21 protein-coding genes are annotated in these 19948 nt (G+C 70.3%); 3 read left to right on the forward strand and 18 right to left on the reverse strand.

All coding sequences use genetic code 11. The features are described 5' to 3' along the window. Positions 1-41: 41 nt before the first annotated feature. Both BST44_RS14760 and BST44_RS14765 read right to left on the reverse strand, forming a co-directional pair. Entirely contained in the window at positions 42-431 is a 390-nt protein-coding gene (locus tag BST44_RS14760) for a DUF6264 family protein (protein WP_083177849.1), read from the reverse strand. A gap of 18 nt (positions 432-449) precedes the next feature. Continuing rightward, entirely contained in the window at positions 450-1778 is a 1329-nt protein-coding gene (locus BST44_RS14765; RefSeq protein WP_083177850.1) for an outer membrane protein assembly factor BamB family protein, read from the reverse strand. 132 nt (positions 1779-1910) lie between these two features. Here BST44_RS14765 and BST44_RS14770 point away from each other — a divergent pair, with 132 nt between their 5' ends. After that, positions 1911-2648: an acyltransferase gene (locus BST44_RS14770; RefSeq protein WP_083177851.1), complete on the forward strand. Its 738-nt coding sequence runs from the start codon at positions 1911-1913 to the stop codon at positions 2646-2648. 68 nt (positions 2649-2716) lie between these two features. On the opposite strand, the gene BST44_RS14775 is transcribed toward BST44_RS14770, so the two are convergent. The 4 genes from BST44_RS14775 to BST44_RS14790 all read right to left on the reverse strand — a co-directional run bounded on the left by BST44_RS14775 (position 2717) and on the right by BST44_RS14790 (position 7313). Continuing rightward, entirely contained in the window at positions 2717-3268 is a 552-nt protein-coding gene (locus BST44_RS14775; RefSeq protein WP_083177852.1) for an anti-apoptotic protein, read from the reverse strand. A 129-nt stretch (positions 3269-3397) separates the two neighbouring features. Next, positions 3398-4729 (reverse strand): cryptochrome/photolyase family protein, encoded by a 1332-nt coding sequence (locus BST44_RS14780; RefSeq protein ID WP_083177853.1) that lies wholly within the window; start codon positions 4727-4729, stop codon positions 3398-3400. Positions 4730-4737: 8 nt separating this feature from the next. Continuing rightward, positions 4738-5217, reverse strand: a complete 480-nt coding sequence (locus BST44_RS14785; RefSeq protein ID WP_083177854.1) for a TspO/MBR family protein — start codon at positions 5215-5217, stop codon at positions 4738-4740. Beyond that, on the reverse strand, positions 5214-7313 hold the full coding sequence (locus BST44_RS14790) for an MMPL family transporter (protein WP_083177855.1): 2100 nt from the start codon (positions 7311-7313) through the stop codon (positions 5214-5216). The genes BST44_RS14785 and BST44_RS14790 overlap by 4 nt, the downstream gene beginning before the upstream one ends. 166 nt (positions 7314-7479) lie before the next feature. Between BST44_RS14790 and fni the strand changes: the two genes are divergently transcribed. Both fni and BST44_RS14800 read left to right on the forward strand, forming a co-directional pair. Further along, positions 7480-8505 (forward strand): type 2 isopentenyl-diphosphate Delta-isomerase, encoded by a 1026-nt coding sequence (gene fni, locus BST44_RS14795; protein WP_142274502.1) that lies wholly within the window; start codon positions 7480-7482, stop codon positions 8503-8505. A gap of 11 nt (positions 8506-8516) precedes the next feature. Next, positions 8517-9767: a glycosyltransferase gene (locus BST44_RS14800; RefSeq protein WP_083177857.1), complete on the forward strand. Its 1251-nt coding sequence runs from the start codon at positions 8517-8519 to the stop codon at positions 9765-9767. Here the strand turns inward: BST44_RS14800 and BST44_RS14805 are convergent. From BST44_RS14805 to crtI, 12 genes are all read right to left on the reverse strand, one after another. Next, positions 9764-10345 carry a MarR family winged helix-turn-helix transcriptional regulator gene (locus tag BST44_RS14805; RefSeq protein ID WP_083177858.1) on the reverse strand — a complete coding sequence of 194 codons (582 nt, stop codon included), beginning with the start codon at positions 10343-10345 and terminating at the stop codon, positions 9764-9766. The genes BST44_RS14800 and BST44_RS14805 overlap by 4 nt on opposite strands. A gap of 319 nt (positions 10346-10664) precedes the next feature. Next, on the reverse strand, positions 10665-10880 hold the full coding sequence (locus BST44_RS14815) for a hypervirulence associated TUDOR domain-containing protein (protein WP_083177859.1): 216 nt from the start codon (positions 10878-10880) through the stop codon (positions 10665-10667). Between the two features lie 13 nt (positions 10881-10893). Continuing rightward, positions 10894-12378 carry an SDR family oxidoreductase gene (locus BST44_RS14820; protein WP_083177860.1) on the reverse strand — a complete coding sequence of 495 codons (1485 nt, stop codon included), beginning with the start codon at positions 12376-12378 and terminating at the stop codon, positions 10894-10896. Between the two features lie 216 nt (positions 12379-12594). Further along, positions 12595-12888, reverse strand: a complete 294-nt coding sequence (locus BST44_RS14825; protein WP_083177861.1) for a LapA family protein — start codon at positions 12886-12888, stop codon at positions 12595-12597. A gap of 253 nt (positions 12889-13141) precedes the next feature. Then, complete coding sequence (locus tag BST44_RS14830) at positions 13142-13570, reverse strand: DUF2784 domain-containing protein (protein WP_083177902.1); 429 nt, start codon at positions 13568-13570, stop codon at positions 13142-13144. A gap of 10 nt (positions 13571-13580) precedes the next feature. Beyond that, the gene (locus BST44_RS14835; protein ID WP_083177862.1) at positions 13581-14591 is read right to left on the reverse strand and encodes a Rieske (2Fe-2S) protein; all 1011 of its coding nucleotides are present in this window, start codon (positions 14589-14591) and stop codon (positions 13581-13583) included. Then, on the reverse strand, positions 14588-16123 hold the full coding sequence (locus tag BST44_RS14840; RefSeq protein WP_083177863.1) for an FAD-dependent oxidoreductase: 1536 nt from the start codon (positions 16121-16123) through the stop codon (positions 14588-14590). Before BST44_RS14840 ends, BST44_RS14835 begins: the two co-directional genes overlap by 4 nt. Beyond that, positions 16120-16845 (reverse strand): class I SAM-dependent methyltransferase, encoded by a 726-nt coding sequence (locus tag BST44_RS14845; protein WP_083177864.1) that lies wholly within the window; start codon positions 16843-16845, stop codon positions 16120-16122. Before BST44_RS14845 ends, BST44_RS14840 begins: the two co-directional genes overlap by 4 nt. After that, entirely contained in the window at positions 16832-17143 is a 312-nt protein-coding gene (locus BST44_RS14850) for a lycopene cyclase domain-containing protein (RefSeq protein WP_083177865.1), read from the reverse strand. Before BST44_RS14850 ends, BST44_RS14845 begins: the two co-directional genes overlap by 14 nt. Beyond that, positions 17140-17463, reverse strand: a complete 324-nt coding sequence (locus BST44_RS14855; protein ID WP_083177866.1) for a lycopene cyclase domain-containing protein — start codon at positions 17461-17463, stop codon at positions 17140-17142. The genes BST44_RS14850 and BST44_RS14855 overlap by 4 nt, the downstream gene beginning before the upstream one ends. Next, positions 17460-18416, reverse strand: a complete 957-nt coding sequence (locus tag BST44_RS14860; RefSeq protein ID WP_083177867.1) for a phytoene/squalene synthase family protein — start codon at positions 18414-18416, stop codon at positions 17460-17462. The genes BST44_RS14855 and BST44_RS14860 overlap by 4 nt, the downstream gene beginning before the upstream one ends. Beyond that, positions 18413-19945: a phytoene desaturase family protein gene (gene crtI / locus BST44_RS14865; protein WP_083177868.1), complete on the reverse strand. Its 1533-nt coding sequence runs from the start codon at positions 19943-19945 to the stop codon at positions 18413-18415. The genes BST44_RS14860 and crtI overlap by 4 nt, the downstream gene beginning before the upstream one ends. Positions 19946-19948 lie beyond the last annotated feature (3 nt).

Here is a 19948-nt window from a genome sequence, read left to right on the forward strand (position 1 = left end):
CGGCGTAGTCGGGCGAAGCGGGTCGCCACCGTCATCAGGTCCTAGACGGGGCCGGCCAACGTCTCCATCGCCGCGGCGCCGACCGCCAGCGCCACCTGCGCGGCGCAACCGAGCAGCGGGACGAAGAAGGCGGTGCGGCGCCGGGTGAGGCGGCGGATCGCGACGATCAGGGTTGCGACGAAGACGACGGCACCACCGGCGATTCCGAGGAACATGGCGCGATCGATCCACGCCGGGTCGCCGCACTTCTGGTAGCCGCACGGGTCGGTGCCCATGACGAACAGGCTCAGCAGGCCTATCGTGACCGCGATCAGGAGCGCTTGGACGGCGAGCAGCACCACGGTCGCCGTGCGGTCCACAGCCAGGTTGCGCTCGCTTTTTTCGGAGTATGCGGCGACCGCGGCCCGCGTCTCGTCGTCATCGGTGGCCATGGGCTCAGTATGGCCCGGTCATGCCGGGGCGAAACCGTACACCTGGCCGTCGCTGGTCGCGGCCACCACCCGGCGGTCGGCGCCGACCGCGACCCCGACGGGATAGCCGGTGGCCGCGGGTAGGGGGTAGCTGCCCTGGGTGTGGCCGGTGGCCGGGTCGAAGACCAGCAGCGACATGCCCGGGGCGCCGTTCGCGGCCGGGGCGCTGATAACCGTGTAGCCGACGCCGGCGCCCGCCAGGCTCGACGACGACAGGGGGGCGAGGTCATCGCGGCGCCACGCCTGGTCCGCGTGGTCGCCCGCGTCCTTGAACGCCACCAACCGCGTGTCCGGCCCGCCGCCGGACACGATGAGCCCGGTCGGCGTGACCGCGGGCGGCGTCTGCGCCAGGAACCCCAGCGGCGCCGACCACTTCACCTTCCCGTCGGCGGTGTGCAGCGCCCACAGCCGTTGGTCGCGGCCGTTGACGTAGACGGTCGAGCCGTCGGCGGACAGCACCGGGCTGGCGATGACACCCGCCTGGATCGCGTCGCTCGTCCACTCCTTGGATAGCAGCGGTGTCTGACCGGGGTGATACTTCAGCCCGACCAGGCCCGCCGCCGGGGCGCCCGGCTGCCAGACCCCCAGCACCGCCGTCTGGCTGGCCGGCGAAAACGCGGGCGCGGCGGCCACCGGGCAGCCTTGCCGGGCCGGCGCGCAATCGGCCAGCCCGCGCGTCGCATCGGTGGGGTCGACGCCCTCCACCAGATCCATCGGGCTGCCGACCACCGCGCCGCGATGCGCCTCGAAAACCAGCACCTGGCCGAGGTGCGTCGCGACGAGCAGCTGCCCGTGCCCGAGAAAGCGTGGGGTGGCGGGCATTCCGATCACGGGCCGCCGCCACCGCGTCCACTGCGTGACCGGGAAGGAGACGAACGCACCCGGTTGGCCGACGTAGACGTTGTCGAACCCGTCGAGCAACGGGCCCGCAAAGCCACCGCCCTGCACCAGGCGGACACACCAGCGCTGCCGGCCGTTGTCGTCGTTCTCCCACTCCATCAGCGAACACCCGGTCGGGGTTTGCGCGTTGAGGACAAGGTAGCCGCGCGCGCTCAGCGCCGGCCCCGCCGCCAGGCTCCCTTTCACCGAGCGCGTCCACCGCAACGACAGCTTGGTGGCGCCGCCGGTGGCGGTGTAGCTGCTGTTGGCCGCGTCGGCGTACTGGGCGGGCCAGCCGGCGGCGGCCGACGCTTCCACCCACGAGTCGGTGTTGGCGCACCCGCCGAGGCCGGCGGTGATCCCGGCCGCCAGCAGCGCCGATGACCAACGCCGAAGCCCGCGCCGGAGATGTCGGTCAAGCACCTCGATTCCCAGATCCTTCCGCGGGACGTTCGGCGTGGGCGGCCGGTGAGTACAGGTGAGGGTAACCCGTGGCGGCCCGGCATCGGCGGATTGCCCGCGGTTCTCGGTGCACGATCACTCGCGCTAGGCTGTCCGGCCATGACGAGCATGTGGGGCGCGCCGGTCCATCGCCGCTGGCGTGGATCGAACTTGCGAGACCCGCGCCAGGCCAAATTTCTCACGCTGGACTCGCTGAAGTGGGTGCTGCGCAACCGCGCGTACACGCCCTGGTATTTGGTGCGGTACTGGCGATTGCTGAAGTTCAAGCTCGCCAACCCGCACATCATCACCCGCGGCATGGTCTTCCTGGGCAAGGACGTGGAAATCCACGCGACGCCCGAACTGGCGCAGCTGGAGATCGGCCGGTGGGTGCACATCGGCGACAAGAACACCATCCGCGCCCACGAGGGCTCGCTGCGGTTCGGCGACAAGGTGGTGCTCGGCCGCGACAACGTCATCAACGCCTATCTGGACATCGAGCTCGGCGATTCGGTCCTGATGGCCGACTGGTGCTACGTGTGCGACTTCGACCACCGCATGGACAACATCAACCTGCCGATCAAGGACCAGGGCATCGTGAAGTCGCCGGTGCGGATCGGGCCCGACACCTGGGTGGGGGTGAAGGTGACGGTGCTGCGCGGCACGGCCGTCGGCCGCGGCTGCGTGCTGGGGTCACACGCGGTGGTGCGCGGCGTGATCCCCGACTACTCGATCGCGGTCGGTGCGCCGGCCAAGGTGGTCAAGAACCGCCAGCTCGCCTGGGAGAGCACGGCCGCCCAGCGCGCGGAACTGGCGGCCGCGCTGGCCGACATCGAACGCAAGAAGGCCACTCGCTAGATCCTATCGCGGTCACCCGCCCCGCCCGGCTTCGCCGCGCTCGCGATCACCGCTAGCTCGGCCGACCGCTAGCTCGGCGGTTCGGCGTGATCGTCGACCTTGAAGTCGAAGCGCACATCGCCCGCGTCGACGTTGGTCACCGTCACGGCAATGCCGTATTTGTCGCTGCCGTCGACGAGCTGGCAGCGCAGCGTCGCGCCCTGAACGCCCTTCAGGTTGTCGGGGCACGTCACCGCGTCGGGCCGCCGGCCCACCTGCTGCGCCAGCTTGTTGCTGATGATCTTGGCGACCTGGTTCTTGTCGACCGTCTCCACCATGTCGAACTTGACGTCCTTGCCGTCCACACTGGTCACGGTCACGTTGACATTGAAGGTCTGGTTTTTGACCTTCATCTCGCAATTGAGTTGCGCCCCAACCTTGGCCGGCAGATCGTTCGGGCAGTTCACCGAGTCGGGCTTGTTGCCGGCGGCGTCGGTCATCTTGGCGGTGATCTGGCCGGCCACATCGCTCTTGCTGACCGTGTGCGACGAGCCGACGGAACACGAACAGGCGGTGACGGCGGCGAACAATCCCGCGGCGGCACCGGAGACCAGCAACGTCCGGGCGATGAAGGGTGTCATGGGTGCCTCCGAGCGGCTTGACAACTGTGAATCGGCTGATAATCGCATGCCGCACACCCTCGGGTAGGGGTTTGAGCAAACGTTCACGCACGCGACAATTCGTTGCTGAGCGAGGCGCTTCGGCGTCGGTCAGATGCTCTGGTAGCGCCGCAGGGCCTCGGCGCGCTCGGCGCCGTGGTCGACGATCGGGGCCGGGTAGCCGGCCGGCCGTTCGCCCTTGCGCAGGCGAGCATCGTCGACGGAGCGCAGCTCGGGCACCCACCGCCGGACGTATTCCCCGGACGGGTCGAACTTCGCGGCCTGGCTGGTCGGGTTGAACACCCGGAAGTACGGCGCGGCGTCGGTGCCGCAACCGGCGCACCACTGCCACCCGTGCTGATTGTTTGCCATGTCCCCGTCGACGAGCTGGTCGAGGAACCACTCGGCCCCCCACTGCCAGGGCAGGTGCAGGTCCTTGACCAAGAACGACGCGACGATCATTCGCACCCGGTTGTGCACGAAACCGGTCTCGCGCAGCTGACGCATCCCGGCGTCCACCAGCGGGAAGCCGGTCTCGCCCGCCTTCCACGACTCGAAGCGGCGTTTGGCTTCGGCGCCGGTGTCGGTGCGGATGCCGTCGAACTGGTGGTTCCAGTTGCGCCAGGCGCTGGCGGGCCAGTGGTGCAGAACGTCGGCGTAGAAATCGCGAAACGCCAACTCGCGCAGGTACGCCTGAGCTCCGCGGTGACGGAGGTCGAGGTCGGCGACCATCGTGCGGGGATGGATGCTGCCGAACTTCAGGTGGGCCGACATGCGGCTGGTGGCCTCGAGGTCGGGCCGGTCGCGGTCCTCGGCGTAACGCTCCAGTCCGTCGTTGACGAACGCCTCCCACTCGAACAGCGCGGCCCGCTCGCCGGCGGCGAGGTCAAGGGTGGCACCGGGATCGGGAATGTCGCACTGTCGGATCGCGACGTGGTCGGGATCGACCCAGTGCGCCGACTCGGCACCCGATTTTGCCGGCGACCGCCAGCCCACCTCGCGCCATTTCCGCAGGAACGGGGTGAACACCTGGTAGGGGGTGCCGTCCTGCTTGGTGACCCGACCGGGCGACACGAGATAGGGCGAGCCCGTCGCGACCAAGGGCACCGGGCCCAGAGCGGCGCGGACCCGGTCGTCGCGGCGCCGCCCGAACGGTGCGAAGTCGGTCGATATGTGCACCGACGAGGCGCCGACCTCCTTGACGATGCGGGGAATCTGCTCGTGGGGCAGTCCGCGGGTCACCAGCAGCCGGCCGTCCAGGTCGCTGCGCAGACGGCGCAGCGCGTCACCCAGGTACTGCAGGCGACGCTGGCCCGACGACGCCTCCAACCGCGGGTCCAACACGAAACACGCGAGCACCTGCTCGTTTTGGGCCGCGGCGACAAGGGCCGGGTGATCCCGCAACCGAAGGTCGCGACGCAGCCACAGCAATGCGAAAGTCATGGGCTCTCTCAGCGGTTGAGCCGCCAGACATGGGTGGCCAGCACGGTGGCGAACGAACACCACAGCGGGTACGCCGACAGCGCCAGCCCGGCCCGTGGGTCGGCCTGCCCGGCCCGCCGCGCGAGGTCGGCGCTGCTGGCCGTCAGCACGGCGGCACCGGCCGCCGACGCCCCGAGCTTGTGGAAACGAAAGAACAGCCAGCTCCATGCCGCGTTGAGCACCAGGTTTACCCCGAGGGCCGCGGCGTAGCGGCGCGCCTGGTCGTGTTGTCCGGCGGCCCGGAATCGGTCGATGACCACCGCGGACGTGACCGCGATGTCGCCGTAGAGCGTGGTCCATGCCACCGGAAAGGCGGCGTTGGGGGGCTGGTACGGCGGCTTGCGCAGCCGCGCGTACCAGGTGGGAATGGCCTTGGCGTTGGCGATGCTTCCGGTTCCGCCGGCGACGGCGACGGCCAGGCTCGTCGCGGCCAGGATCGACTTGTTCACGGGATGCTCCGTTCTTCTTGACGTTCTGCTTGCCCTGCAACGGCTTTCGTGTGCTGCGGCGCGGTCGGCCACCAGATGAGATCGCCGATGAGGGCGAACAACGCTGGAATGACCAGTGTGCGGACCACGAAGGTGTCCAGCAGGATTCCGAGGCCGACGATGATTCCCAGCTGGGTGAGCACGATCAACGGCAGGACGCCGAGCACGCAGAAGACGGCGGCCAAAACGATTCCCGCACTGGTGATCACGCCGCCGGTGGCCGAAACCGCCGCGACCATCCCGGCCCGCGCGCCGCGCTGCGCGGCCTCCTCGCGGGCCCGGGTGACCAAAAAGATGGTGTAGTCGACGCCGAGGGCGGCCAGAAAGAGGAAGGCGAACAGCGGCGTGCTGTTGTCCAGCGCCGGGAACCCGAAAACGTGGCTGCTGGCCCAGCCGCCCATGCCGAGGGCGGCGAGCGCTCCAAGGATCGTCGCCGCCAGCAGTGTGGGCGGTGCAAGTGCGGATCGCAGCAGGACATAGAGGACGGCGAGGATGACCGCGAGAATCGCCGGGATCAGCAGATGCCGGTCGTGGGTGGCCGCGTCGCGGACGTCGAGCGCTTGCGCGTCGGCCCCGCCCACCAGTGCCGCGGGACTGGCCGTCTTCGTCGTATCACGCAGTGCCGCAATGATCTTGAATGCGCGGGCGGAGGATGGGGGTGCATCTATCACCACCGACCACTTCGTCAACCCGGACGCGGAGCGGGCGGAATCGGTCGCCGACACCACGCCCGGTGTGGCCCTGATGACCTCCGGCACCCGCGAGAGGCTGGAGGCGATGACCAGCGTGGGATTGGTCAGGCCGGCCGGAAAATGTTTGGCCACAACCTCGTAACCGGTCACCGAGTCCGCTTGGACCCGGAACTGCTCGGTCTGCGACAGACCGATGCGCGTGCCCAGCAGGCCGGTGGCCAGCGCTGCCAGTCCGGCGACCGCCGCCACCGCGACCAGCGCCGGGCGGCGGTTCACCCAATCCCCGACGCGGTGCCAGACGCCGCGATCGACGCCGTCGGCGTCCCCGGGGCGGGGGATGAACGGCCAGAACAATCGCCGGCCGCACAGCGCGAGCACTGGCGGGAGTATCACCAGGGCGGACGCCGCGGCGACCACCAGCCCGCATGCCGCCAGCGCGCCCAGGCTGCGCGTGCTGGGCGTGGAGGCGAAGAGCAGGGTGAGCAATGCCAACACCACGGTGGCATTGCTGGCGACGATCGCCGGGCCGGCCATCCGCACCGCGCGGCGCAGCGCGTCCCGGTGCTCGTCATGGCGCCGAAGCTCCTGCCGATAGCGGGAGATCAGCAGCAGCGCGTAGTTGGTGCCCGCGCCGAAAACCAGCACGCTGGTGATCCCGGACGTCGCGCCGTCGAAGCTGAGCCCGGTCAGCGACGCCACGGCCGTGCCCACCGCCGCCGCGACCCGGTCGGCGAAGCCGATGACCAGCAGCGGCACCAGCCACAGCACCGGGGAGCGATAGGTGGCGATCAGCAGCAGCGCCACCACCGACGCCGTCACCGCGAGCAGGGTGACGTTCGCGTTGGTGAACGCGCCGGCGATGTCGGCGCCGAAGGCAGGACCGCCGGTGACGTGGGCCTGCAGCTCGGTGGGCAGCCCGGCGTGGGCCGCCTTGCGCAGGTTTCCGACGACATCGCTCAACGCGAGTCCGGACAGGTCGGCGCTGACGGGCACCACCCCGATGACGGCCTTGCCGTCGCCCGAGACCTGCGGAGGGGCAGAGCCCATGGCGCCGGCGGGCGGTGCGGCGGCCTGCGCGCGGTCGCGGGCCGCTTGGGCGGCGGACACATCGGCGGGGCTCAGCGCGGCGCCGTCGGCGCGGCTGACGACGACGAGCAAGGGAACGCGGTCCCCGCCGGGGAACTGGCGAGCCATGGCGTCGACCCGGGCGGAATCCGAGCCGGTCGGGACCGACAGCGGCGCCTGTCCCGCTGCTCCGTTGGCGCCGACGGCGGCCATGAAACCGACGCCGAGCAGGACGGCACCCAGGGGGAGCAGCCACGACCACCGTCCCGTCAGGGCTGCGGCCAAGCGATCCCACACCACGAATTGAAGTCTTTCAGTATGTTAAACATTAATCAACTGAAATTACGCATCGTCACGCATTGAGCGCCGACGGTACGCAACAAGGGGCACTATGGACATTATGGATGTGCGGGGCCGGGGACCGGTTGCGCCGGGGGTGGCTGGGGTGACGGTCGACGGCGGGCCCATGACGACCCGCAAGCGGCGACACATCGACGTGTGCCTGGGCGAGCAGGTCAACTACGAGCACCTCGGCACCGGGCTGGACCGCTACCAATTGCCCTACAACGCCCTGACCCAGACCAGCCTGGGCGACATCGACCTGTCCACGCAATTCTTCGGTGTGAACCTGCGGTCGCCGGTGCTGATCGGTGCGATGACCGGCGGTGCGGAATTGTCCGGCACGATCAACCGGAACCTGGCTTCGGCCGCTCAGCAACTCGGCGTCGGGATGATGCTCGGCTCGCAGCGCATCATGCTGGACAGCGCGCTGGGGGAGCGGGCCGCGGCCAGTTTCGCGGTCCGCGACCTCGCCCCGGATGTGTTGTTGTTCGGCAACATCGGGCTGGCCCAGCTCACCCGCGCCGCCGTGCCCGATCTTGCCAAGGCGCTCGACCGGGTGGGCGCCGACGCCCTCGCGGTGCACACCAATCCGTTGCAGGAGGCCATTCAGCGCAACGGGGACACCGACTTCTCCGGCTCGCTGGGCAGGCTGAGAGACGTTGCCGACGCGATCGAATGCCCGGTGCTGCTCAAGGAAGTCGGCCACGGGATCGGCGGCGCCGCGGCCGCGGAACTGGTTGGGGCCGAGGGAGAATTGCCGGTTTCCGGAATCGACGTCGCGGGTGCCGGCGGGACCTCGTGGTCGCGGGTCGAGCAGTTCGTCCGCTATGGCGAGCTGCGGTACCCGGACCTGGCCGATTGGGGCATCCCGACCGCGAGGGCGATCGTGGAGGTGCGCGAGGTGCTGCCCGGCATTCCGCTGGTGGCCTCCGGCGGCATCCGCACCGGCATGGACGCGGCCAAGGCGATCGCGTTGGGCGCCGACGTCGTGGCGGTGGCTCGCCCGCTGCTGCCCGCCGCGATCGAATCCGCAGCGGCCGTGGTCGATTGGCTGCAGCCGTTCGTCGACGAACTACGGGTTTGCCTGCACGGTTGCGGTGTCACGAACCTCGCGGGGCTGCGCGCCGTCGAACTGACGCCCGTCGCCTAGGTGCGTGCGCGATGGCGGTGATACTGGCCTACGGGTCGCCGGCGCTGGGGCATCTGTTGCCGGCCGGGGCGCTGCTGGCCGAGCTCGCCGGTCGCGGTCACGAGGTTCACGCCCGCACCATGGCGGACGGGGTCGCGACGATGCGCGCGGTCGGCGTGCACGCCGAACCGGTCGCCCCGGACATCGAGGCGATCGTCGGCGAGGATTGGCGGGCCCGAAACGCGCTGGGAGTGCTGAAGTCGACGATCGACGTGTTATGCCGGCGAGCTGTGCTCGAAGTCCAGGATTTGCGCCGCGCCGTGGATGCCGTCCGGCCGGACGCGATCATCGTGGACGCCAACTGCTGGGGGGCCATGTCGGCCGCGGACGCCGGGGATACCCCCTGGCTGGTGTTTTCACCGTTCACGCCGTACCTGCGGTCCCGCGGGGTGCCGCCCTTCGGTCCGGGGATGCGTCCGCTGCCGGGCGTCGTCGGTGAAGCCCGGGACGCCTCGGTCCGACCGATCGTCCGGTATCTCTTCGACCGGCCAATGTTGCCGCGGGTCAACGCCCTTCGCGCCGAACTGGGGGTGGCGCGGGTCGGTTCGGTCGACGACTTCATGCGGCGCGCGCCGCTGCTGCTGGCCGTCGGCGGTGAGCCCTTCGAATATCGGCACCCCGACTGGGCCGGTCTGGTTCACCACATCGGCGCGTGCGTATTCGAACCCGCGCAGACGGCCACGCCGGACTGGCTCGCCGCGATCGACCGCCCCGTGGTGCTGTTGAACACGTCCTCGATCAGGCAACCCGACGCCGCCCTGGGGCGGATCGCGTTGCGGGCGCTGGCGGACGAGCCCGTCCATGTGGTGGCGACGTTCCCGGCGGGCGTGCCCCCGGACCTCCCGCGGCCGGCCAACGCGACCATCCGCCGCTTCGTCCCCCACGGCGCCGTACTCGAACGGGCCACCTGCGCCGTCACCCACGGGGGGATGGGCACGACGCTCAAAGCCCTCGACCGCGGCGTGCCCGTGTGCGTCGTGCCGTTCGCCCGGGACCAGGCGGAGGTCGCCCGGCGCGTCGAGGTCGCCCGCTGCGGCACCCGGCTGGTGGCCAAAAACCTCACCCCGGCGCGGTTGAGGGCGAAGGTGCGCGCGGCGATGACGATGGTGGACGGCGCTCGTCGGGTGGCTGACGGGTTCGCCGCGACCGGAGGTGTGCAGCGCGGGGCGGACCTGATAGAGCAGCGGGTGCTCGGCTCCGCGACCCGGCGGCCGGTGGGCTAGGCCGGACGGTCGCCGGTCTTGCTCACCGCGCGGCGCCGGCCCTTGGCCGGCGCGCGTTTCCCGTCGGTCTCCGGCGCTTTGGCGGCGGCGTCGAGGCGCGTTTCGAAGGTGGACATCGCCTCCATCATCGCCAGGAATACCCGGTGCGCGGCCACCAGATCGCGATCGGGCACGCCGGCGAGGGCCGTGTGCAGTTCCGAACCGAGTGGGGTGAAGAAGGAGCGGGCCAACGCCATGCCGGATTCTTCGTAGCGGAGCAGCGTCTTGCGCCGGTCGTCCGGATCGGGCTCGCGCCGCAGGTGACCGGAGTCGATCATCCGGTCCACCAGGTAGGTGATCGCGGCGGGCGAGACGTCCAGCCGTTGGCGCAACTGCGCCGGTGTCAACGGCGTCCCGGCCGTTTCGGCGACCATGATGTGCAGCAGGGCGTGCAAGTCGGTGCCGCCGACCTCGTTTTGACGCGCGAAGTGCCGGCCGATGCGATCCGATTGCGCTGTGAGTGCGCGCATGTCGGCCGACATCAGCTTCTCGAGTTCGGCTCGGTCCAATCGCCGATCGGTGGCGCCGCGCTTGGTCACTTACCTGTGTCCTTCTGCAAGATTCGCCGACCAGCGTATCGGCGGCCGCCGCGCGCGGCCCGCTAGCCCCGGTAAGTGTCCCGTATTCGCATCCGTTTGGTCGGGGAATCGGAAGTCCGGGCGGGCGCACGTACCCGGTGATCAGGGCCATGGCCCAGTTCATCAGCGAGTAGCGCCAAGCGCTCCCGTCGATGTTGCCCCGAGGGCGTTGCGCCAGGGGGCGCTTGGCGTACCCGAGCACCTTGCGCTCTCCCGAAAGCGGTCCCAGGTGGTCTCCTCGTCATCGGTTGCCATCGGTCATCCCCACTCTCGTCGCGAGTCAGTCCGCGGGGCGCAGCGCGCCCGGTTTGTGCACCGCGTCCGCGCCGGTCTTGTCGCTACGTACCTTGTACTGAGGCTCGTCGTCGGACGCCCGCACGGCGCGCCCGGCCGCCTCGGTGTCGTGGGTGATTTTTCTTTCGACCGTGCCCCGGACGGTGCTGCCGTGGCTCTTCCACTCGACCTTGTCGCCTTGGTGAAATTCCCTGTCACTCATGTCGCTCCTTCGCTCAACAGTGGGAGGGGGTCGCCGCGCGAGTCGTCCCACCGCGTGCGGTAGCCGTGACATCGCGCGCGATGCCCCCGAACACCACATCGCGGTAGGGCGCCGACGCATTCCAAAAGAGCTGTCCCGCAAGCCCGTACGGCTGGAACAGCGCTCGCTGGCGGTACCAGGAGCCGCCGTCGGCGTCGGGGCTCGTCGACAGCTCCAGCCACAGCCGCCCGGGCAGCGGGATGTCGGCGCGCAACCGGAGCGAGCGGGGCGGGTCGATGCGCTCGACCCGCCACCAGTCCAGCGCCTCGCCTTCGTGCAACTGCGCTCGGTCGAGTGGCCGGCGCCGGGGCCGGACGGCGCCCAGCACACCATTGATCCAGCCGCGCAGGGGCCATTCCAGCGGAAGCGCCGACCAGTTCCGCTCGGTCACCGCGGTTTGGATGGCGCCCCAGAGCGTTTCGGCGTCCGCGCGGCTCTGCCGTTGGCGCACATCCTCATACAGCGAGCCGCCGGCCCACTGCGGGTCGGTGCGCAGGGGCTGCGACGGCGAACCGTTCGTGTCGGCCCGGGCCCAGCGGGTGCGCAAGTCCTTTTCCCGCACGTGCGCCAGGGCCAGCTCGACGGCCTCCTCGTAGTGCGTCAGCCCGCCGTCGGGATCCGGTATGTAGCGGGCGATGTCGTGATTGGCGCACACCACGTCGTTTTCCAGCGACTCCATCAGCGACATGGCGAGCTGGCGGGGCAGGGGAGTGAGCAGGTCGACCCACGGCGCCGAGAGCCGCGGGGTCAACAGGGGCACGGGCACCGTCGGCCGCCGCGGCAGGCCCGCGATCACGGAGTATTTGCGGATCATCTCGGTATAGGTGAAGCGGTCGGGCCCACCGATGTCGAACGGCCGGTTGACCCCGGCGGGCAGGTCGGCCGCGCGGACGAGGTAGTAGAGCACGTCGCGCACGGCGATGGGCTGGACGCAGGTGCGCAACCAGCGCGGGGCGACGATCAGCGGCAGCCGCTCGGTGAGGTACCGCAGCATCTCGAAGCTGGCCGAGCCCGCCCCGATGATGGCGGCAGCGCGCAACTCCACGGAGGGCACGCCCGAGATTCGGAACAGGCGCCCGACCTGCGCCCGCGAAGCCAGGTGATCGGAGAGCTTCTGCCCGTCGGGCGTGATGCCCCCGACGTAGACGATGCGCGACAGGCCGGCCTGCCCCGCGCGCTCGGCCACGTTGCGGGCGGCACGTTCGTCGAAGTCGACGAAGTCGGACCGCATCAGCGAATGCACGAGGTAATACAAGACTTGCTGACCGTGCAGCGCCCGCTGCACCGCGGTCGGGTCGATGACGTCGCCCTGCACGACGTCCACCTGGCCGCGCCAGGCGACGTCGTCGAGTTTCGCGGGATCCCGGGCCAGCACGCGCACCGTGTGGCCGTTGTCGAGCAGCTGGGGGATGAGCCGGGTGCCCAGGTATCCCGTGGCGCCGAATACGACGCAGTGCATCAATTCTCTCCTTTGCGGGTGGTCATCGGGGTGGCGGTGCGGGCGGGATGCCCTCCCCGGACTGCCGCTGTGGCATTCCCGCTGAGCCACCGGCCGAATCGTCCAGGGCGATCCCGGTCGGTTAACTGAATATTTAAGTTTTTCGCCGAACGGCGATGGCGATGTTGTGGCTCGCGCGTGAACGCGTGTCAATCAACGGCTTCGCGTGACGGAGGATCAGACCGCCCTGAGCTGTTTTTTGGTGGCCCTGCGCAGTTGGATGATCCGCGCGGCACCCACCAGCACCGTGGTGGTCGCGCCGGCCACCGCCGCCAACAGGTAGCCCACCCCCACGGGCAAGCTCCAATGGAACCCGAGGAAGTGCACGGTGATCGATTCGGTGTTCTGGGCGACGAAGATCAGCAGAACGATGAGGATGATCAGGCCGAAGACCAGGGCCCACCACGCGGCCGCCAGCCGGGTGAACGATCGAGAGGACGGCTCGGCGGAGCCGCGCGGCTTAGTGCTCATGCTGGTGACTAGCCCGCCGCGCGGAGGGCCAAACGGGCGACCCCCGGCGTTTAATCCGCCAGTTGTGGGGTAACTGGCTCGCAATGACTGTAAGGGAGATGCCGGAGCGTGTCTGGCGAGGCCGGCGCAAGGTGATGCGGCTGCAGCGAGACTTGTGGCTCGCGCAGCTGGCCCTGTGGCCGATGGTGATCCTGGTGGCCGTCGTGCTTTCGGCGGTCGCTTGGGCATTGTGGCAACGCAAATCCCGTCGGCGTCAACCCGAAGCGGTGCCGCCCCTCACGGATCCGTCATGGGGCGGCACGCCGCCCGATCGGGCCGGCCTGGGCGGCTGAGCGCGCCTCGCGAACACGCTCCAGGAGACGGCGGCGGACAGGAACGCGAAGGCCTGCGCGACGCCGACGCGGCCGGACGGGACGAAAAGGCCCGCGACATAACGGTCGACGAAGCCCGCGGTCGGCAGGGGATCCATCTCGGCGCGGCGCCGTGCCCACGATTCCAGCGCTGTCAGCGGGCAGGGCAACTCGAGCGCCACGACGGCGGCGCCCCACGCGACGGCCGCCCGGTGCAGCACGATGGTGCGCGGCCACCGCAGCGCGAGGAAGCCACCGGCCGGCACGTAGGCCAGGTAGGCCAGGTGCACGCCGACGGTCACCACGACGGCGGCGACGTACCCCTTGCGCATGGTCGAGCCGTCACCCGAGGCCGGCACGCACCTGGTAGCGCCGCTCGGCGTAGGCGAGGTCGTCGCGCCAGAGCCGGTTGGCCGCGAAGCGCATGAGCGGCGTGATCAGGGGTGCGGCCCGGGACGCCCGCCTGAACCCGGGACGGTCGGAATGCGCGATGGTGGCCTCCAGCACCGCGGTGCGGGGGTGGCCGTCGGGGCCGGAACCGATTGGCGTGGCATGGGTTTCGACGGTGCTGCCGGTTCCTTCGCCGTCCACGATGCGCATCACGATGGTGCGCGCCTCCGGGCAGCTGAATTCCGCCACGACGGGGACGCCCACGGGACCCATCCGGAAGGTCACCGCCACCAGGAAACGGTCGGCGTCTTCGGTTGGCGTGGTGAGCACTTCGAGCCGGGTGAAGGAATACGGGTGAAACCATGCGCCGTGCCAGGGGTCCAGCCGGTTGGCGATGATGTCGGCGGGCTCGCACACGCCCGCCATGCGGGCCACGGCGGCCACGGTCTCACCGACCGGCCGGGCCGGGATCACCGGCTTGTCCAGGGGGGCCTCCCCGCCCACGTGATCGAGCCGCACCCACGCCAGCGTGCCGTCGTCGTGGCTCGGCAGCGGGGTCCAGCCGAATTCCCGCGAGTGACCGTCCAGCGCCAGCCCGTGCCATCGGCAGATCAGGGTGCCGCCGTGTACGGTCCCGGTCGCCAGATCGGCCCCCAGGTGGGGGCAACTGCGGGGACCCACACAGAGCCGGCCCTGCTGGTCGCGCCAGGCGACGACCTCGACGCCGGCGACCCGCGCGCCGAACGGCCGCCCGGCGCGCACGGTCGCGCTGCCGGCGAACGCGAACCAGTTCCCGGTCGGCTTCTGCTGCGCCCGCCGCAGCGCGGCGTCGATGATGGCGGGTTGTGCGTCCCGATAGGTCGGGCGCTGCTCGGCCCACGACGTGCGCGGGATCACCTGCAGCGGCCAATCTTTGGGCCGAGCGGCCGGCCACAGGTGCTGCAGCTGTTCGCGGATCTTCATCGTTCGGCGGGTCCTTCACGGGTGGCGAGCCATCGCAACGCGGGTGACCGGCCGCGGGTGGGTACGGTGACCAACGGGTGCCCGGCCAACCCCCATCTTCTCAGCAAATGGTTCGCGGCGCACCAACCTGTGGTGGCCGCGCGCTCCATGAGTGCCACGGGCAGGTCGACGCGGACGGCGTCGCCGGCCAACAGCAGGCAGGGTTGCGGCGTGACCACTTTCGGCCGCCGCGCATAGGACCCGGGTGAGAACAGTGGGCAGTCGCTGCGGTGCAGCAACCGCTCGGAAACGATCTGCGCCGCCGCGGTTTCCGGGTATACCTTGTGCAGTTGGCGCAGGGCGGCCGCGCGGGACGGCGCGGCGTCGAGGGCGTAGGAGTGCAACTCGACGACGGACCCGTGGTGCGTGCGTGACCACTCGGCGGCCTCCCGTTCGTAGCGCTCCAGGACGCTGATGTTGTCCAGCGGTTCGTGTCCGGACGTACCCAGAAAGGCCGGGCGCCCGGCGGAGACGGGCCGGTCGAGCCACAACCGGTGCACGGCGAACGGCGGTGCGGTGCGCTGTTGCGCGATCTGTGCGCGCCAGTCGTCGGTGCCCAGCCCCGTCGATGCGCCCACGACGCGCTGCAAGCCGGCCACGTCGGTGGCCAGCACGACGGCGTCCGCCTCCGCGGCGTCACCCGAATCGGTGTGCACCCGAAACGGCTTCGTCGCTGCTACGTCGATGCGCGAAACGCCCGTGCCCAATCGGAAGTTCACGTCCCGCGCCTCGAGGTAGCGGCGCAGCGGCTGCCAGAGGGCGGTGTCGTAATTCGATGTGGGAACGTCGAAGATGAGGCCTTCGGACGACCCGAGGAAGTAGATGTGGAACATGGTGGCCAACTCGGCGGCGGACAGCTTGGCGGGGTCGGCGAAGAAGCTGCGGGAAAAGACCTCGAACGCCAGATGCCTTGCGGCCGCGGGAAAGCGAATGCTCTTCAGGAACGTCGCGGCGTCGAAGTGGTCGAGACGCTCGTAGATGCCGGGCACCGACACCGCGGCCAGCGGCGCGGCCGCGCGCGCGTCGATCGCAAGGAAGTCGCGAAGGCGAAACGTCGGGCTGCGTGCGGCGAAGGCCACCGCGTTCCACGGCGGGGTGCGCGGCAGACCCCGGAAGGTGTCGCGCCGGCCCGCCCCGTCGATGAGCGGATAGTCGTCGACGGGCGTGAGCATCCGCAAGTGCGGATCGATGCGCCCGAGCAGGGCTCGCAGGTTGTAGTACTGCCGGAAGAACGCGTGGAAGCCGCGATTCATCGCGAGATCCACCCCGTCCTGGCGTTCGGTCCAGCCGCCCACCCGCCCGCCGAGGTAGTCCTCGCGCTCGATCACCTCGACGGCGACGCCGCGTTCGGCCAGCCCGGTGGCGGCGGTCAGTCCCGCGATGCCGCCCCCGACGACGACCACCCGGGGGCGCGACCCCAAGGCGGCGGCATCTGGCAAACCGGTTGGCGCGGGCAGGGTTTCGCGCCGGCGGTCGGTCCCGAAGGCGTTCATGCCGGCGCGTCCGCCAGGAAGGTGTGCACGATGTTGGCCTCCCAGCCGGGCATCGTTTCGCTGTGCACCGCGGTGAAGCCCGCGTCGGCGAGGCGGGCGCGGAATCGGGTTGCGCCGTCGAACTCCAGCACGCTGCGCCACAGGTAGCGGTACAGCGCCGCGTCCCGGGTGCGCCACCAGCCGGCGGGAATGATGATCCCCCAGCACACGGCATGCCAGATGCGGGTGGCGGCGGCGGAGTCGCGCACCGAGTATTCGTGCACCGCCAGGGTGGCGCCGGGCCGCAGCAGGGTCCGGAGTTTCCGCAGTTGACCGTCCCGGTCGGCGAGGTTGCGGATCAGGTAGGCGGCCAGGATGCCGTCGAACGGTCCGGTGATGCCGTGCTCTGCCAGCTGCTCGACGGGGGTGTGCACGAAGTGCACCGAGGGCGGCCAGTCCTTCGCGGCCGCCGCGTCGAGCATCCCCCGCGAGGCGTCGACGGCGACGATCTCGGCCTCCGGGGCCACGGCCAGCAGCGCGGCCGTCGAGGCGCCGGTGCCGCACCCGGCGTCGAGCAGCCGTAGACCCTTGCCGCGGTCGCGGATTCGCATGCGGCGGGCGGAGAGCAGCAGTTGCTCATGGTAGCCGGGGCTGGCGCCCACCAGCCGGTCGTATTCCGTCGCACCCGCGTCGAAAGCGGCCGACAACCGGTCGGGGCTGGGTCCGGCTTCACCGACGCGCACGGTGACGTTCCCATCCCAGCAGCACCGCGGTGGCCAGTGCGAAGCCGAACAAGAAATCCTCGACGGGGATGTCGAACGGGAAGCGCAGGCCGCTGATCTGGCGGGGGGCGTAGCTGACGATGGGGGCGCTGAGTTTGGTCAGCCAGCCGTCGACCGGGATCTGGAAGCCGAGGACGATCAGCATGGACAGCCAGTAGGCCGGCCGGCGGAAGAGTCCGGTCCGCAGCACCGCCAATTCCACTGCGCAGACGGCGAAGACGGCCGCCACGGCCGGCACCGTGTAACCCAGGCCGGTCATCGGCGGTGGACCCTGTCCAGGATGGTGCTGACGGCGTTGTAGGTCAGCAGCGCGCAGATCGGGATGACGATGAAGAACAGCGCTTCTTCGATGGGCACCCCGAACGGGATCTCGAGGCCGGTGATGTAGGCGGGGTTGTAGGCCCACACGTGCGCGGCGATCGCGATCTCGTCCCAGATCAGGAAGACGGCGGCCACGGGCAGAACCGCCTTGGCGAGCCGCCGCCACTGCCGGTAGACGCCGGGGCCGAAGAGTTCCAGGGGCGCGGTGATCGCCAGACATGCGGCCAGAACCAGCAGGTATTGCCAGCGATCGGTCATGCGGCCCCCGGGCGATCCGAAACACCGGGCGAACTATTGCGCGCCCGCCACGAACGTAACAGCCCGATCCCGGCGACCTGCAGTCGTCGGGCCTTGCCGACGGTGGCCCGGTGATTGAACACCGCGAAGCCGCTTTCCTCGATGCGGTCCAGGATCTCCGAGTACAGGATGGCCGCGGCGCTCACACACGGTTGCGAGCGGGGGCTGAGCATGGCGATGCCCGCTTCGGCGAAGCGGTAAGTCTCGCGGGTGATTTCGTGTTGGGCGGACAACGCCTTGCGGACCCGCGGGTCGGTGCGGCGGTGCTGGTGACACCAGGTCAGCAGCTCGCGGTCGACGCCGTGGGCGGCGAGTTCGTCGGCGGGCAGGTACACGCGGTGCCGCAGCAGGTCCTCGTCGATGTCACGCAGGAAGTTGGTGAGCTGGAACGCCCTGCCCAGCGCGGCGGCGTAGGGCGCGGCCTCCTCGACCGGCACCACGGTTCCCAGCACCGGAAGCACCTGCAGGCCAATGGCTTCGGCGGATCCACGCATGTAGAGGTTGAGCGACTCGCGGTCGGGATAGTCGGTGACCGTCAGATCCATTCGCATCGACGCCAGGAAGTCGTCGAACAACTCGGTGCCGATCCGGTACCGGCGCGCGGTGTCGGTGACCGCGGCCAGCACGGGATCGTCGAGGTGGTCCCCGCCGGAGAAGAATCGGTCGGCCAATTCCTGCAGTCGCTGGGCACGGATGTCGGTGCGCAGGTGCGGGTCCAGGTCGTCGAGGATGTCGTCGGCATAGCGCGCGAAACCGTAGAGGGCGTGCACCGCCGGCCGTTGGTCGGGCGCCAGCAGCCGGGTGGCCAGGAAGAAGGTACGGCCGTGGGCGGCGTTGAGTTCGCGGCAGCGCCGGTACCCCTCGCGCAGGCGCGGGTCCTCGATTCCGGCCGCGTCCAGCTCACTGCGGATCATGTCAGCCCGGCTCCCATGTCGTGGTGCGTCGCCATCCGAGTGGCTCGGCCGGCGCCGGGGCCCGTGATGCGGTCGGCCGCCAACCGGCCCGAGATCAGCGTGGTGGGGACACCGACGCCGGGCACCGTCGACGACCCGGCGAGCACCGCGTTGTCGACGCCGCGGACCATGTTCGCGGGCCGGAACGGACCGGTCTGCCCGAACGTGTGGGCCAGCGCGAACGGGCTGCCCGCGGCCATGCCCTGCCGCGCCCAGTCGGCGGGCGTTACCACGTCCAATACCGTTGCGTCGTCGGGCAATCCGGGCAGCAGCCGTGCCGCTACATCGCCGATGAGGTCGTCGACGTAGCGGGCCGCGGCGCTGTCCCAGTCGACCCGCCCGCGGTCCAGATTCGGCGCCGGGGCGAGCACGTAGAGCAGGTCGCGCCCATTCGGGGCGAGTGCCGGGTCGCTCGCCGTCGGCCGGGTGACCAGCAGGGATGGATCCCGCATCAGCTGTCCGTCGCGGATGATGTCGGTGAACGTCTGGTCCCAGGACTCGCCGAACAGGATCGTGTGGTGCGCCGTGTCGGACGCGACGCGACGGCAGCCCAGGTGCGCCACGACCGCCGACGGTGCCGCCCGTAGCCGGACGGGGCGACGCGGTGCGCGGCCCAGCAATTCGTAGGTCTGCGGCAGTTCGGTGGTCAGCACCACCGCGTCGCAGGCGATGGGATCGAGGCGATCGGTTCGCACGGCGCTGACCCGCCCGCCGGCGCGGTCCAGCCCGGTGACCGTCGCGTCGTAACAGAATTGCACCCCCGCGTCCGCGGCCGCCTTGGCCAGCGCATCCGGGAGCGCGCGAACGCCACCGCGCGGAAAGAACACGCCCGCGATCGTGTCCATGTAGGCGATGACCGCATACACGGCCAGGGCGTCTCGCGGCGCCACGCCGGCGTACAGCGACTGGAACGTGAAGACGCGCTGCAGCCGCGGGTCGCTGAGGTGGCGTTTGACCATGCGGTCCCACTTGCGGAATCCGCCGATCGCGGCCAGGCGCGCCAGTTGCGGCGTGAGCAACGACAACGGCGAATCGAAATTGGCGGCGATGAACCCGTCGAATTCGATCCGGTACAACCGTGTCAGCCACTCCCGCAGCCGCCGGTAGCCCGCTGCCTGCCCGAAGCCAGCGAACTCTTCGATGGCGGTTGCCATCCGCTCGGCGTCGGTGTGCACGTCGAGCGCGCTGCCGTCGGCGAACATCGCCCGGTAGGCCGGGTCGAGCGGCAGCAGCTCCAGCCGGCCCGATCGGCTCTGGCCCACGGCCGCGAAAGTCTCGTCGATGATGTCGGGCATCGTCAGCACCGTCGGACCGGTGTCGATGCGATAGCCGTTGATGTCGAGCCGGCCCGCCCGTCCGCCCGGCCAGGGCTGGCGCTCGACCACGGTGACCGCGCGCCCGCGGCCGGCCAGGTGCAGTGCGGCCGACAGTCCGGCCAGTCCGGCTCCGATCACCACCACGCGGTCGCCGCGTCCTTCGATGGTCCGCATGTC

Origin of the sequence: Mycobacterium scrofulaceum, assembly GCF_002086735.1 — a bacterium.
GTDB lineage: Bacteria > Actinomycetota > Actinomycetes > Mycobacteriales > Mycobacteriaceae > Mycobacterium > Mycobacterium scrofulaceum.